Annotated in this window: 10 protein-coding genes; 4 read left to right on the top strand and 6 right to left on the bottom strand. The window is 40.2% G+C overall.

Annotated elements, in window-relative coordinates; translation table 11 throughout:
- Positions 1–70 precede the first annotated feature (70 nt).
- Positions 71–1399: a hypothetical protein gene (locus ACN222_RS19635; protein WP_010998067.1), complete on the bottom strand. Its 1329-nt coding sequence runs from the start codon at positions 1397–1399 to the stop codon at positions 71–73.
- 645 nt (positions 1400–2044) lie between these two features.
- A complete protein-coding gene (locus tag ACN222_RS19630) occupies positions 2045–5167 on the bottom strand; it encodes a plasmid replication protein, CyRepA1 family (RefSeq protein WP_044521991.1) in 3123 nt (1040 codons plus the stop codon).
- Between the two features lie 502 nt (positions 5168–5669).
- Here ACN222_RS19630 and ACN222_RS19625 point away from each other — a divergent pair.
- From ACN222_RS19625 to ACN222_RS19615, 3 genes are all read left to right on the top strand, one after another.
- Positions 5670–8195: a penicillin acylase family protein gene (locus ACN222_RS19625; protein ID WP_044523212.1), complete on the top strand. Its 2526-nt coding sequence runs from the start codon at positions 5670–5672 to the stop codon at positions 8193–8195.
- A 261-nt stretch (positions 8196–8456) separates the two neighbouring features.
- The gene (locus tag ACN222_RS19620) at positions 8457–8618 is read left to right on the top strand and encodes a DUF2256 domain-containing protein (protein ID WP_010998064.1); all 162 of its coding nucleotides are present in this window, start codon (positions 8457–8459) and stop codon (positions 8616–8618) included.
- A gap of 64 nt (positions 8619–8682) precedes the next feature.
- Positions 8683–9639 (top strand): isoaspartyl peptidase/L-asparaginase, encoded by a 957-nt coding sequence (locus ACN222_RS19615; protein WP_010998063.1) that lies wholly within the window; start codon positions 8683–8685, stop codon positions 9637–9639.
- Between the two features lie 117 nt (positions 9640–9756).
- Here ACN222_RS19615 and glmU read toward each other — a convergent pair whose 3' ends face one another.
- From glmU to ACN222_RS19600, 3 genes are all read right to left on the bottom strand, one after another.
- Positions 9757–11112: a bifunctional UDP-N-acetylglucosamine diphosphorylase/glucosamine-1-phosphate N-acetyltransferase GlmU gene (gene glmU / locus ACN222_RS19610; RefSeq protein WP_010998062.1), complete on the bottom strand. Its 1356-nt coding sequence runs from the start codon at positions 11110–11112 to the stop codon at positions 9757–9759.
- A 121-nt stretch (positions 11113–11233) separates the two neighbouring features.
- Entirely contained in the window at positions 11234–12478 is a 1245-nt protein-coding gene (locus ACN222_RS19605; RefSeq protein WP_010998061.1) for a response regulator, read from the bottom strand.
- A gap of 619 nt (positions 12479–13097) precedes the next feature.
- On the bottom strand, positions 13098–14009 hold the full coding sequence (locus ACN222_RS19600; RefSeq protein ID WP_010998060.1) for a tRNA (5-methylaminomethyl-2-thiouridine)(34)-methyltransferase MnmD: 912 nt from the start codon (positions 14007–14009) through the stop codon (positions 13098–13100).
- A gap of 98 nt (positions 14010–14107) precedes the next feature.
- Between ACN222_RS19600 and ACN222_RS19595 the strand changes: the two genes are divergently transcribed.
- Entirely contained in the window at positions 14108–14926 is an 819-nt protein-coding gene (locus ACN222_RS19595; RefSeq protein ID WP_044521989.1) for a sulfurtransferase, read from the top strand.
- A 39-nt stretch (positions 14927–14965) separates the two neighbouring features.
- On the opposite strand, the gene ACN222_RS19590 is transcribed toward ACN222_RS19595, so the two are convergent.
- Positions 14966–16309, bottom strand: coding sequence for a hypothetical protein (locus ACN222_RS19590; protein WP_010998058.1), 1344 nt, complete (start codon positions 16307–16309; stop codon positions 14966–14968).
- Positions 16310–16487: the final 178 nt, after the last annotated feature.

Below are 16487 nucleotides of genomic sequence, written 5' to 3'. Positions count from 1 at the left end.
GTCTAATTTGTACTTATACTAACGGCTTGATTAATTTACTTGCCAACAAGCCCTAAATTTTTTAGAGAGATTATGCTGTTATTGCCTCTAGAGTTTCTTCTATATTAGATTCATCTCTTACCTTAAAATAGTAATAAAGATTTGCAACAGTCATATCAGAGACTTGTTGTAGGTTTTTGGGAATTAATATCTTATGACCCGCCGCTTGAGCTTGTTGATTGATATAAACTTCGTACTCCTGACGTAAAACAGGCTTAAACATAAATATCATCTGATCAAGCAGAGAGTAAAAATGGGATTTTTCTGCTAAATCTTCATATACTAATTGTTCGGGTGGTACTGATAACACAATTTTAGTTTGATTAGTAACTAAAGTATCTGCAAGTTCAGAATCGTTGCAATTGTTTTTTGCTAAAAGTTTTATCTCCACTGGCGAAAGTGACCTGAGCCAATCAACTCGTGCTTGCCATACTTCCAAAATAGGTAAATCATGTTTACAAACGCGACTTATTTCGGGAAACAGAAAATTCAGCTCATCGTAGGTTTCACAATTGTTAATCACTGTACAGATGTGTTCTTTAATTTTATCGCGGAGATGGCAGAGGCGATCGCTAACAAATGCCACCTGATTCTGTACTTGGTATGTGATAACAATTGCTTGTTCAATTGCCCAAGCACATTCAAATCTGCGAAGTTGTCCCGGCGCGGAGACTTTTTCCAATATTTGAGGATTAATGTAATCGGCTAAAACCTCAAGGAACATTTCTCTTGCACTATCAATTTCGGACTTTCTTTGACTGATATCTGGTGATTCCATCGCTGATTGTAACCGATTACACGCCTGCATAAACAGGCTATAGGCACGTCCTAAAACTGTACAATGTTGTTCAAAATTAATATCATGGACTACTTCTTTGACTATTTGTCTAACTTCTGCTCCTTGAGCTTTGAGAGCTTTTTGCAAATCAATAAAGCCGTTTTTAAGTTCAAGTTGCATTTCTTCAACTTCTTTTTTAAGCTTGAGTGTCTGGCGTAAGTTGACTGCTTCTAATGCGACACTCGGTATTTTACCTAATTCAATCAAGGCTATAGTTGCTTGCAGAACGCTTATATTTGTTTGAAGTGATTTTAATACAGTTTGTAGAGAACTACTTTGCTGATAACTTTGTGGAAAAGCTATGTAATCCTGTACCATATTTACTCCGGGGATTAGGAACTGAATAGGTACAGTTAGTGGTAGTAAAGGATGATTACTAGCTATAGCACCAACCGCATAAGCAAGAAAACTTCCACTTGTAGTATCACGTACTATACCAATGGGTATCCCATTACTCAATATTTCCAAGTATTGACCAGAGTCAATGCCCGCTTTAATAGTAGAGATAAATTCAAACAGCATATTTTACTTTATGAAAGGTAGATGTTGCACCTGAACCGAAAAACCCTGAAGAAGCAACCAGACAGTAAAAAACTGTGATCACAAATAAAATAATTACTAATACAAATAAAAACCACCGTATAAGCACGGGATCGATGCCATACATACTTACTAACGGAACTTAATAAAAAAGAAAGATGGAAAAAGTATAAAGCTTTTTCGGCACAGCTTTCACCTCAAAGTAAATACCGTCGAAAAAGAATACTGCCATAGTAAGTCCGTCTTCAACAACCTTTGTATGTAAGTTCTGGGACAAGCAATCAAGTAATGTATACCCAGGCTAAAATACCGAAATATTATTAAGAGCGTCCCTTGCCTTTCCTCAATACTCTGACTACATGATCGCCTCAGTTGGTAAATTCTCTGTGTTGCAAAGCATACGCTTGAAGCCTTTACCAGGCGATACAAATTTACCCATTGACTCCATTATCTCGCTAGTCTGCTTGTCGCGGAGTGTTTTTGGCTAAAGCGATCGCGCTCTGAGACATTACCTGCTAGCTTTGACCGTTTTCTCAGCAAGGATTATGAGCATCTCTCTGAAATAAGTGATGCTGTTGTGAGTTGTATTATGCTGCGTCGTCTAAAGGTTTATTTTATAAATGGTCTCTAAAATAGGGAAACCATAGTAGAGATGACCGAATTTGTATTTTTCGCTTGTGGATTTTGGTTTGAGAGTAAATTATATTTTTCGCGTCTCATATTATTGATTTGAGTTAATATGACCTCATCTCGTTGTTGCCAAACTGAAAATATGTTTTGCCTCTCATCGTTAAATGTCTCTAAATCAATTTGATAAATATTGTTAACTCTTTTCAATCTCAATCCCAACAAATTGAGTAACCGGCTAAGAACCTTGATTGCTGTAATTTTTTCTTGGCATCTAATAAAGTCAAGACCCAAAACTCTTTTAATATGCCTACTATGTTGAAAGACCACATCTTTCAACCAGATTAAGTCAGAGGCATTTTCAGTAAATTCTCGTTCTATGTCAATAAATTGTGGCATTCCTAAGGCTCTCATTGCCTCAACTTCTAAAGTATACGTTTTTAAATCTGGCAGAAAAACTTTACCATTACCCCAGGATAATTGTTGATGCCATTCTTTTTGGTCTCTGATTTGAAAGTACTCACTTTCATGGGTCAGGTAGTAATGAATTAACAGTTGAGTGTAATATCCTTGGTCATCTCTTAACTTGAGCGAAGGAGTGACTAAGATACCGTATCTTTGGTGGAGATTATATTTTTGAATTTGATGGCGTTCTTCATCAGTTAGAGAATGCTTGCCTGAAAGATGTTCGTATTCTAAATAATCAATATCTTTAGCATTGGCTACATTAGTGGCTGCGGTTATTTGATTTTGCTGCTTAATTTTCTTAATCTGACGCTTAATTTCTTTACCCTTTTGCCTTTTCTCTACCCAATCCTTCTGGACTTTGACAATTTCTAAAACTAATCTTTGACGTTCTCTTAAATCACCTGGCTCAGTTGCGAGGAATGCCAAGCGTAAATCTCGGATAATATTATTGTGAACTGCATTACTCCGCAAGCGAATTTGATGCCCATCTGTAGTTAATCCCTCTTCCATCGATTGGCGATAGAGACGAATAGAAGAATTAACCCTTGCCGACAATTTAGCCCATGTTCGTAAATGAATAGGGTCATAAACTAAGGGTAAGTCTACATCTATTTTATGTAATGGACTAAGCAAAGCTAAATTTTCTTTTTGATTTTCCTGATACCAATCAGATAGTAAACGATAATTTGTACTACCACTACCAATTAAACCAATTCCCCGTTTAGCACACCAGACAATTCTTGGCACATTATCCCTAACTCTAGCTAATGCTTGTCGTGCTTCTGAATCAGGAATTACGCCTTGGAAAATGCCATATACGCGGTCAAAATGCTGCACATCAATACTAATACCGGTTCCCAAACTAGGAGTTACAAACACATTACTATATTCAGTAATTTTTTCGTTAATAGCTGCAACAAAATCGACAGCCGCATGACCGGGAGTATTAGTTGTGTGGCTATTCACTACTAGGGTTTTGGGAAACTCATATCGCAATTTTTCTAAACGTTCCTTGAGATAACGTTCAATAGTTTCGCAGCTATAACGTCCAGCACGGCTATCAGTAGTTACGTAACATTTACGTCCTGCAAGTAAATCTAATTCCAACTGCTGAATTAAGGGTATAGGGTTAGGAGAATCATAAAAGGTTACTTCCCATCCTCGTTGTGGCTTCCATTGATTTACTAATACCCAAGGTATGATTTTACAGCCTGATAAACCTTGTAAATATTCTAAAGATACATCCGATAAATCAGCATCTTGGGCAATTACTAAGCCACCTGTCGATAAAACTAGAGAAATTAATTGTTGAAATAATTTTAAAATTCTGACGCGTTTATGTTTACAAGTATTACTGTTGAGGAGATGCCACAAAGACTGCTCAACTTCGTCTAAAATAATAATTGCCCCTTGCCACTCTTCTGGGCGTAATTTCCAGATAGAGTCAACGCATAATCCTACAGATTGTGGCTCTATTTTTCTTAGCCAATCCCTATTTTTTGTTAAACCTTCTGCATGATTAATAAGACCCCATTGAATACCAATTTTTTCACAAAGGAAACGCCCTAACTGAATTCTATGAGTAATTAATAATACAGGTCTATTTATACTTTTAGCTTGCTGGACGACCGCTTGTAACGATGTCGTTTTTCCTGTACCTTTCGCTGATTTGACACCAACTAATCCAGAGTTAGGGAAGGGGATTTCTTCTAAATATGGGCGATTTACTGTGATGGCTGCTGGAATCGTTAATTCGCTGTGGGGTTTGATTTGAGCGAGATAAATTTCTAAATCCACACTTTGACGATAAACTTTTTCAAAAACACTTGCGCCTTTAGCAACAATTAACTCATCTACACCCTTTTCTAAACCTGGAAGTTCGATAACTTTTACAGGACATTTTTTTGCTTGGAATAAACAACCAAGCTGGGAAATAGCGTTACTAACAGCTGCTATTTTTCTCTGTTGAGTTTCATAATCAAAGCAGATATAAAAAGTACGCTTTATGGTTGTAAATGCAGCTAAATCAGGGATTAGCTGGCGACTAGTGACTTTACCAAATTTATCTTTAACAACTCTATAACCACTGGTAATCCCCGGAATAGCGATCGCCACATATCCCTGAGATAATAATGTTGCAGCTTTCTTGGCTCCCTCGCAAATGATGACTGGTATGTTGCGTTCCATCACCCATTGCCAAAAGCCTTCCGCTTCACCTTGGGAATTAATTGTGATATCTCCAGGGATAGGAAAATTGTAACGCCCTGAGACTTGTCGCCATATCTCTAATGTCACTCGTAGACAGAATATCCGTGTTGCTGTGCTGGGGGGATGTTCATATTTAATAGACTTGCCATTTTGATTCGTGCGCGGTTGATTTGGCTTAAAGCACCCCCATTCCATACCTTGCCAATTGTTGAGAGGATCTAACCCAGAACACCACCAACCTCCAGCCGTAACATGACTATAACGCTGCAACCAGCCACTTTTCACCATTCCCGTGTTGGTACGGGGTAGGTGTTCGGAAATTAATAGATGCTCATAGGCGCTTACGCCTTGGAGGGATCTAAAGTTAAGCTGTGACAAGTGTAATTCTATACCACTACCCTTGACTAATTCTTCCAGGTGTTGTGGGTGTAAATCTAGCAGACGCATGAGGCAAACCGCGAACGGAATTAGGAATGAATTTAAAACTTAGCACGCCTTGACTAGTTTGTTATGGAAGAAAATATGATCAATACTAGATATTTTTATTACACAGTCTTGTGAAATACATCGGTATAGGTGACAGTGGTTGATTTTGTCAGATCCCATTGCTCAAGTAATAAGTTTGTATTGTAATATTTAATTCTATTAAATTTTATAATTCAGTAATTTCTCTAGTTAAGTTCAAATAGCATAGACTTATAAGCTTTGTCAATTAAAAGTTTTCCAAAAATAGTAGATATAGATGGGTTACTCAAAGAATTTATTCTTTAATACAAAAAAATCAATATTCATACTTATGTCAATAAATAAAACTCTGGTGAATTTACTTGACAAAATTATTTATACCTAAGTACAAAACAAAAATTCACGTAAGACATTTTACGAGAGATGAGACGGCAAGCTGTATAATGTCCCAGTGATTTGATTGACGATGGCACAGCACCCAAATATGAAAAGTTTCAGAAAAAATAGTTTGTATCAGGGAATAAAGATTACCGTAATTATGCTAGTGGTGCTATGTATATTATTGTTGGGATTTTTATTCTATACTGTACGGCGTTCTTTCCCTGTAGAAAATGGAGCGATCGCTTTATCCTCAATCAAATCTGAAGTTACCATCAAACGCGACCAATGGGGAATCCCCCACATCTACGCCAGCAATTCCCATGATTTATTCATGGCTCAGGGCTATATTCATGCTCAAGACCGCTTTTGGCAAATGGACTTTTGGCGGCACATCGGGTCTGGGCGACTGGCAGAAATGTTTGGTGCTTCCCAGGTGGAAACTGATAAATATCTACGCACGATGGGCTGGGGAAGGGTAGCGCAGCAAGAAATCCAGCAGATGGATGCAGTAATGAAGGCTGATTTGCAAGCCTACGCTGATGGTGTCAATGCCTATATCCAAGAGCATCAAGGTAGCGCCCTGAGTTTAGAATATGCCGTATTGCAATTACTCAATCCTGGTTACAAACCCGAACCCTGGCAAATCTTGCACTCCCTGACTTGGGGTAAGGTGATGGCTTACGACTTGGGGCGAAATTTTCAAAGCGAAATTGAACGGACAATTTTGCTGAAAACTCTCACCCCTGCTCAGGTAGAAGAACTTTTTCCGCCTTATCCCGCAAATTTGCCAGTAATTTTGCCTGATTTACAAGCTCAGGCTTTGCCGGAGAAACAACTAATTACAACTGTCATCAAAGAAGTTGGTGAAATTGCTCCTGTCTTAGAATCAATCAAAAAACCGATGGTGGCGTTAGAAAAACTCATCGGCCATACAGGAGTAGGAATTGGCTCGAATAACTGGGTAATATCTGGTGAACGCACAGCTACAGGTAAGCCGATATTGGCAAATGATCCCCATCTAGCAGTACAAATGCCTTCTATTTGGTACGAGGTAGCACTACACTGCATAAAACAAACGGATGATTGCCCCTACAACGTGAGCGGGTTTTCTTTTCCTGGTATGCTGGGCGTGATTGTGGGACATAGCGATCGCATCGCTTGGGGTGTGACAAATACTCAAGGCGATGTTATGGATTTATACATTGAAAAAATTAATCCCAACAACCCCAACCAATATGAAGTCAATGGCAAATGGGTAGATATGCAGGTTTTGCCAGAGACAATCAAAGTTGCTGGGAAAGAGTCTATTGTGCAGACAGTTCGTTACACCAGACACGGGCCGATTCTTTCGGATGTTTCACCGAATTTAAAACAGTTTAATCAAAAATCAACTGTCAACTTACCACAAAATTATGCTGTGGCTTTGCGGTGGACAGCTTTAGAACCATCAAACTTAGCATCTGCAATTACCCAAATAAATCGCGCCCAAAATTGGCAAGATTTCCGCACTGCTGCTAATAAATTTGATATCGCTGCTCAAAATTTAGTTTACGCTGATATTGAAGGAAATATTGGTTATCAAATGCCAGGAAAATTTCCTATTCGGAATAAGGGAAATGGACGTTATCCTGTTCCTGGTTGGACAGATGAATATGAATGGCAAGGCTATATTGATTTTGAAAAGTTACCTCAAAGCTTCAATCCATCATCAGGTTATATTGTCACTGCAAATAATTTAGTCGCCAATCAATATCCTTATGTAATAACTACAGACTGGGTTTATGGCTACCGAGCAAAGCGGATTGTAGATATGATTGCCCAGCAAGATAAACAGATTTCGCTGCCAGATGTACAACAGATACAAGGTGATAATTTCAATTTAAATGCACAGAATATTGTGCCGATACTACAACAAATATCATTTAATGATTCCCGGTTGCAAACAGCACAAAAATTATTTCAAAATTGGAACTTACAGCTAGTAACTCAATCATCTGCTGCTGCTTTATTTGAAGTATTCTGGAAACATTTGTTAGCAGATACATTCCACGAACAACTACCAAAAGAATACTTTCCTGATGGAGGCGATCGCTGGTATGCTGTCATCGAGAATATTATCCAACAACCTAACAGTAATTGGTGGGATAATCGCCAAACTAGTCAAGTAGAGAACCGTGACCAAATATTTCGTCAAGCCTTTACAAAAGCTGTAGACGAACTAGAACGCCTCCAAGGTAAAAATCCTCAATCTTGGAATTGGGGAAAGCTGCACACCATCACTTTTCGTAACGCCACCTTGGGTAAGTCTGGAGTTGCACCAATCGAAGCTTTATTTAACCGTGGTGCCTTTACTACGTCGGGTAACGGAGAAACCGTCAATGCCAACCGTTGGCGAGCAAATCAATCCTTTGAAGTCACAGATATTCCTTCACTGCGGATAATTGTAGATTTAGCAAATCTCGATGACTCAGTAGCTATTCACGCCCCTGGACAGTCAGGTCATGCCTTCCATCAACACTATGACGACATGATTGAGTCCTGGCGCAAACTTGAATATCATCCAATGCTTTGGCAACAGCAGACGGTAACAGCTAACACGTCGGCAAAATTGCAGTTAATGCCCAAATGAGTTACTGGATACCTGACTTCTTGAAGAAGTCGATTATCTGACCATAATCATCAAATCTATCTATAGAGCAATGCAAAAATAGCATCAACTATTAAATAAACAGCCTATGTTAATATCTTGTTGAACTAACGTCCCAAAACCAGTCTATAGGAGGACACACAACACAATTGTTCACCAAGTGTATCCTCTCTTTGTAGCAATCTATGTATAATTATCTTCCACCACTTTTGGAAATCTAACACTAGTCAGTACGGTATTTATATGGCACGTACTCGTTCTAAATCTGACCTGCCTACAAAAATTTGTCCGGTATGTCAACGTCCCTTTACATGGCGGAAAAAATGGGAAGATTGCTGGGACGAGGTGAAATATTGCTCAGAACGTTGTCGCCGTCGCCGTTCTGAGGCTAAAACCGGGGATTGAATCAGTTGACAGTTAACTGACACACCCAATATTCAAACTAAAACGCAAATAGCACAGGGTATAAATGAAGTCACAGGTGCAACCAAAATTAATTATTCATGGGGGAGCAGGTAGTTCTCTCCACGGCAAAGGTGGATTAGAAGCAGTGCGCCAAACGCTTCATGCAGTAGTAGAGGAAGTCTACGCTCTATTATTGTCAGGAGTGAATGCTTCTGTGGCAGTGGTACGCGGTTGTCAACTGTTGGAAGATGAACCCCGCTTCAATGCTGGTACTGGTTCGGTGCTGCAATCTGATGGGCAAATCCGCATGAGTGCTTCCATCATGGATGGTGCATTAGGACGCTTTAGTGGTGTAATAAATGTTTCACGGGTAAAAAATCCGATTGAGTTAGCACAATTTTTACAAAATTCTCCAGACAGAGTGCTGTCAGATTATGGTTCGGCTGAATTAGCCAGGGAAATGCAAATCCCTAGTTACAATGCTTTAACTGAGCTGCGATTACAAGAATGGATACAAGAACGGCAAGATAATTTTAAAAGAACAATGGCTGGGGTAATAGCCGAACCAGAACTATTGGAAACTAGTAATGCTGGGCGCGGTACAATCGGTGTAGTAGCTTTAGATACCTATGGTAAATTAGCAGTAGGTACTTCTACAGGTGGCAAAGGCTTTGAGCGCATTGGGCGCGTCAGTGATTCTGCTATGCCAGCAGGTAATTATGCTACTAGTTATGCCGCAGTCAGTTGTACTGGCATCGGTGAAGACATTATTGATGAGTGCCTAGCCCCCAAGATTGTCATTCGTGTCACAGATGGATTGTCCCTCCAAGACTCTATGCAGCGATCCTTTGCCGAAGCACACGACAACAAAAGAGATTTCGGAGCGATCGCCTTAGATGCCAATGGTGCGATCGCCTGGGGTAAAACTTGTGACATCATCCTCGCCGCCTTCCATGATGGCGAAAAGATTGGCGATACATTAGAACTTGCGGTTGGTACGCAGGTGGGTAGTATCAGTTAGGGACTGGGGATTGGGGACTGGGCGAAAATCTTTAAGTCAGTTAGGGATTGGGGACTGGGGACTGGGCGAAAATCCTGAAGTAATTTCTCCCCCTGCTCCCTGCTCCCTGCTCCCTGCTCACGATTCCCCGCTCTTCCTCCGCCATCCCAGTTTTATCACCTGACGAGTCCGGGCAATTACTAAGGAATCATTGGGTACATCTTCGGTGACAGTTGAACCAGCTGCTACATAGACATCATCACCCAAGGTTACAGGGGCAACCAAGACACTATTAGAACCTGTTTTAGTGCGATCGCCTATTTTTGTGCGATGCTTTTTCACGCCGTCATAATTGGCAGTAATTGTCCCTGCACCAATATTTACCTGTGTTCCCGCAGTAGCATCACCCAAATATGATAAGTGCGCTACGTTGGTGCGATCGCCTAATTCTGTATTTTTCAACTCGACAAAATTACCGATACGGCAATTAGCACCGACTTGAGCATGACCGCGCAAATGGGCATAAGGGCCAATTTTAGTGCCATCTTGGATGGTACTATCTGTCACCACAGAATAGTGGACTGTGACATTTGCACCCAACTGGCTATTTTCAATTAAACTTCCCGGCCCGATGCGGCTCCCGGATTGGATCACAGTACTGCCCCGGAGGTGCGTTTGGGGTTCAATAATCACATCAGGCTGTAATTCTACAGTGTCATCAATTGTGATGCTATTAGGGTCTATCAGAGTGACACCAGCCATCATCCATTGTTCTTTGACTCGCCTCTGCAAAATTTCGTAGGCTGTAGCTAATTGCAGGCGATCGTTAATCCCCAAAATTTCTTGATAATCTTCTACATCTACTGCCATCACCTGACCAACTTGAGTAACAGCGTCTGTCAGGTAATATTCCTTTTGAGCGTTGTTTGCTTCCAGATGGGGTAGAACTTGCGCTAAATTTTCCCAACGGAAGCAATAAATCCCGGCATTAATCCGGTGATTTTGCCTCTGGGCTGGAGAACAATCTTTGTCCTCAACAATTTGCTGCACAATATTGTTACCGTTACAAAAAACTCGTCCGTAGCCTTTGGGGTTAGGTAGGTGGGATGTCAGGATAGTAGCGGCGTTCTGATTTGTTTGGTGAGTTTGTAATAGCTGTTCTAAGGTTTGAGTGCGTAACAGTGGCACATCACCATTGAGTACTAGCAAATCCCCTCTGTAACCCTCAAGGTGGGGGAGCAATTGTTGGATAGCGTGACCTGTTCCTAACTGCACAGTTTGCTCCACAAACTCCAGATTAGGAGACTGGAGACCTGTTTTAACTTGTTCAGCCTGATAACCGACAATGACGAGTCGCCGTGAAGGTGAAAGCGGTTCTACACTGTCAATAACTCTTTCAACTAGCGATCGCCCACCCAAAGAATGTAAAACTTTGGGTAAGTCCGATTTCATTCTTGTGCCGCGTCCTGCTGCTAGTATTGCTACGACTACCATAATTAGCTATTAGCTTTCAATAAATAGCGCTTTTGCGCTTGGTACTTTGAGATTTAGGCTCAAATCATACCAGCTAATGAGGGAGCATGGGGACTAGGGATAATTCCTTACTCAGCATTCACTACTCAGCACTCCCCGAATCCTTATGGTGTGAGAGAATAAACTCCGCAAACTGCTGCATCAATTTAGGATTACGCCATCCCGTTTCAGTTTCATCCAGCATTATACACAATGCTTCTTCTGGAGTATAAGCTTTTTTGTAGGGACGTTCGCTAGTTAACGCATCATAAATATCAATAATCTGAAAGACTTGCGCCAAGTAAGGAATTTCATCCCCTTTGAGTCCATCAGGATAACCTGAACCATCCCAACGTTCGTGGTGATGACGAATGATGGGAACTACACCCTGCATACTGCGTAGAGGTTGACAGATTTTTTCGCCGATTAAAACGTGTTGCTTCATAATTACCCAATCTTCAGGGGTAAGTTTGCCTGTTTTTAGCAACACAGCATCGGGAATTCCTACTTTGCCGATATCGTGAAGATAGCCACCCCACATCAAATCTCGAATTTGGTGGCGCGAAAGAGTGAGGTACTCACCAAAGGCTTGTCCTAAGGTAACTAAGCGTTCGCAGTGGTCGCCAGTATTGGGATCACGACTTTCAATAGCGCTAGCTATGGAAAATAGTACTTGTGCTGCATGGTCTAAATCTTCATTCAAACGCTTTTGTTGCACCAAAGATTTGACACGCGCTACTAATTCCACTCGGTCAAAAGGTTTACTTAAGAAATCATCTGCACCTACTTCAATACCTCGGATGCGCGATCGCCTATCATTCAAGGCCGTAATAAAAATTACGGGGATCAATCGAGTATGTTCATCTTGCTTGAGTAATTGGCATACTTCAAACCCGTCCATTTCCGGCATCATTACATCCAGCAAGATCAGATCAGGTTGTTGTTGTCCTACCAGTTTTATCGCCGTAGCACCACTATCTGCTTCAATTACTGCGTAGCCTTCCATACCCAAAAGAGCAGCAGCCGTCATCCGACTAGCACTGTGATCATCGACTACTAAAACTTTTGGCGATTCTGCATCAAAGCCTTTCACTTGAGAAATTTGGGCTTGTAAAGTTCCAGAGATTAAAGAGTTGTAACCAGAATTAATCCCACAGGTCAGCCAAGTAGTACTTTGCGTGCTTTCACTAACCAGAAAATCTTCTTTGGACAATGCTAAGGAACTATCTTTGGCGTTTTGTACTCCGGAAACGCGATTTGAACTAATACTATTTAATTTGTTTGGGGGGTCTGACCCACTAACATTATGTTCAGTAGAGGTTGTATTATCACCACTCCTTTTAATCACAGAAGTACCCCAATCGTTTAAAAAATTAATAGCGCCCGACTTCAAACCAAACTGCGTAGCCGAATATATCCAGCCGACTTTTCAAAAGTTTTAGATTCTATGTAAAGCTGACTGCTTAAGTTAACACACCAGAATTTTTATGCGAGGTCAAAAGCCAAAAAATGTACTGAAAATAATTCTTCTACTAACTTCCCTATTTCTAACTCCAGTATGATGAATTATCGCAAATGTTAAATCAGGTTTTTTACTGATATTTACTAACATAATAGCGCCAGAAAAATTCATAATTGTTCAATCCATATACAGGTTGGGAGGTTTGAGTTTCTTTGTTTCTATTTCGATGGCACAAAATCGGTGTTTATTTTCTTTTAAGAGCGTTAAGTAAATCATCACATAATTTCAATTCACAGGTAATATTGTATATTACAATACATAAATTATACAAACTTAATATGCACACCTCAATTTATTTAGGAAAATTTGGAAATCTTGTTGAAATTTTTACATTTGTTCTCGGCAAATCTTTTTAAACTACAACTAGTTAAGTATTACTACTGAATTGATGCCTCTGAATATATTAGAGGCCACTGGACATAATTTCCGGGAATTTACCCAGAACTTATAGCTCAGGACTCATTACGGATCGCGGTAAACACCGTTTCCGCCAACGTGATGTAGGTTCCAGGGAACTGGCTTGTTGTTCCTGTCTTCGGCGCGCCACTATTACATGAGCAGGATCATTAAGTTTTGGATCGCGGTAAGGAATTGCTGCGCGAGTTAAAAGGTGTTCCTCTTCCGCTTGAGAAAGGGGAGGAAGTACTGAGTGGATATTGCATTCAAAGCTGTTAGGGTGCGCTGCAACAGTACCAGGCGATCGCCTACCGACTGGTGGAGTCGAACCTATATGCAATCCTGCCATTAACAGTGCTGTACGTACCGCAGCTGCACAAGAATAAGTTGCTAACAAGCCACTCGCGTGTAAACACAGTGCTACTTGCTGAATAAATTCCACACTCCATAATTGCGGACATTGAGGAGGTGAAAAGGGGTCTAAAAAAATAGCATCAGCTTGAAAATTTAAATGATTTACTTCACAAATAGCATTTCTAGCATCACCAATGATCAGTTTTGCTTTGAGGCAATCTGTTTGCACCTGTTGTTCAAAAGCTAACCTAGTCAAAATATCTGTGTAGGGGTAGTTCCAGTTATCGAATAACTGATGCTCAATAGCTGCTTGGGGTACAGAGAGATTCAGTTCTAAACCAATTAATTCAACAGAACAACTGGGATTCACTTCCCAAATTGTCTCCAAAGCTGCAGCTGTGTTGTATCCTAGTCCATAACAAATATCTAATAAGCGCAAAACTGGTTGGTGAGCAGCTATAGCCAACTGAGTAGGACTGACAAACTTGAAAAAACTTTCCTGTTTGGCTCCGAAATGGCTGTGAAAAGCCTCATTAAATTCTTGGGAGAAAAAAGTAAAAGAACCATCTCCTGTAGATTGGGGTATAAATTTTTGCAATTCTGACATGAGTAGATAAACGTTAATATTTATAGTTTAGATAAAGCAGGAGACCATACTTCAGCACTGCTCAGTAAACAGGATATTTTTTAGTGGAAAAGTCCCTTATGACAGATACTCAATTGGTTGTTTCATCGAGTTGGCTTTTGCAAAACCTTCACAATATAGATGTTGTGATTGTTGACTGTCGCTTTTCTCTAGCCGACCCACAGTTAGGAAAACAGCAGTACCAAACAAGTCATATAGAAGGAGCCTATTACCTAGACTTAAACTTGGATCTCTCAAGTCCTGTGGGTGAGCATGGTGGAAGACATCCTTTACCCAACCCGGATGAGTTAGCGCAGAAGTTAGCAAGTATGGGGATAGAGTTTCAAAAAACTTTGGTTGTTGCTTATGATGACTCCCGCTTTGCTTTTGCTTCTCGTCTTTGGTGGTTATTGCGCTATTTAGGACATGAGCAAGTTGCAGTATTAAATGGAGGTTTTAGCCAATGGGAACAAGCTGGCTATCCTATTACTGATGTTATTCCTCAACTCAAAACAGCTAATTTTGTGCCGCAAATACAAACACAACTGTTAGTAGATATTGAAGATGTCAAAAATCGTAAAGATTTACCGACGGTCGTTTTGGTAGATTCAAGAGAGAGCGATCGCTACCGAGGTGAACGAGAGCCAATTGATAAAATTGCAGGCCATATTGCTGGCGCAGTCAATTATCCTTGGATGGAAGTTACAGATAGTAGCGGCTACTCAATTCCTCTAACAAAACATCAACAAAGATGGCAAAATCTGGCGACCGCCGAAGAAATTTTAGTTTACTGTGGTTCGGGTGTAACAGCTTGTGTGAACCTTCTCTCTTTGGAAGTAGCCGGGATTCATACAGGTAAACTGTACGCAGGTAGTTGGAGTGATTGGATTAGTTATTAGTCATTGGTCATTGGTGTACAACCTTTGAATTGACCAAATCTAAAATTCCCCAATTTTCAAATGATAGTTAATATTCAAAAACCAGCTTTCAAAATCAATGTTACTTGCTGTAGAATCACCAAAACTAAAGCCAGTCTGAAGATTCAGGCTACTAGAACCAGATACACGGTAAATAATGCTGCCATATAAGCGATGATATTGATCGGTGCGATGGGCTACGCCCTGGCGATCGCTCTCCGTAAAATCTGATAAGTTTAACTGATAGTTCAACCCAACCTGTAAAGGCTTTTGCAGGGAATAACTTAAAGATAACCAGAAGGAGTTCATGATCCGACTACGATCATCCGGGTCAGCTAACTTCCAACTCAATTCGTAAAAGCTATCTAGCGTGAGTTTGTCGGTGAGAGGATCTCTCCTTCCTAAAGATAAATGCAAGGAATTTTCATTTAGGAAGCGATCGCCCACTTGGAAGACATCGCTATTTTTAGCATGAAAAAACTGTTGATTACTCCAACCGATTTCACCATACATTCGTTTGGAAAACTGTTGATAAATCCCCAAGTTAAATACTAATTGGTTGTAATTGTACTTTGGTTGATCTACATAACGAATCAAGTTGCCATCAATCGATCCACTTAAATAAGTACTCCTTCCCAAGGGGAAATATGCTGAAGCGAGTCTTAACCCATAAAAAAATAACCCATCTTCTATAGGTGAAGTATCAGACGAAAAAATATTATCTGTATGAAAATAGCCTACATAAGCTTGTAACGAACCTATGGGCTTAAACTTATCTCTAGGTCGCTCTGTCGGAGGTTGTGGAGGTTGTTCAATCGGTGCTGGTAATGCTCTCTCTCTCACCCTTAATCCTAATTCCCGGTAACTTTCCGCTTCCGAACTTGGCTGTTTTGCTTTCCGCAACCTTTGTCTGAGTCTCTCTAACCTTTCACTATAATTTAGTGGAGGTGAGGTTAATAAAGGTTCCATCGGTTTCTGGTTAGGTTGAGGAACAAACCCAGGTTGTCCTTCTAACTGCGGAGATTCATTATTTTGCTGACTAATACTAAGATTAGGAAGTTCATAAGCGGGAATAACCTCAGGCGTTAGCGATTTTGCAGCTATGACATCTAACAGGATCTGTCGTGTAGATACCCTATCAAACCCATCTAACTCAGACAAAGACGAGTTAGTGCTAACTTGGCATATCGTTGAATTTGTGTTTTCAAAATAAAAATTTTTTTCTTCGTTGCCTATCTGATTCTGACAATATAATCTATCAGACTGTTTAACCTTTGCTGCATCTGCTTTGATGCAAAAGCCGCTTCCGCTAATAGAAGCAACCACAATCGTCAGTAAAAAATGTTGCCAGCCTTGAAGATACATCTTGATGAATCGATGTAAAGATGAATCTTAATATTATACTTAAATGTACACAACCTCATATTATATTTAGTAGATAAAAACGAGAGAACTTATAGTCAAAACGAACTAGAATATAAAATTCACAAAATCATAATTTAAAAAACTAAGTTTGTTTTGCGGGGTTAGTTTCAGTTAAATT

The sequence above is a fragment of the Anabaena sp. FACHB-595 genome (assembly GCF_048568275.1).
Taxonomy (GTDB): Bacteria; Cyanobacteriota; Cyanobacteriia; order Cyanobacteriales; family Nostocaceae; genus Trichormus.
Note: the sequence above shows the minus strand (reverse complement) of the source record. Positions and strands in the feature narration are given on the sequence as shown.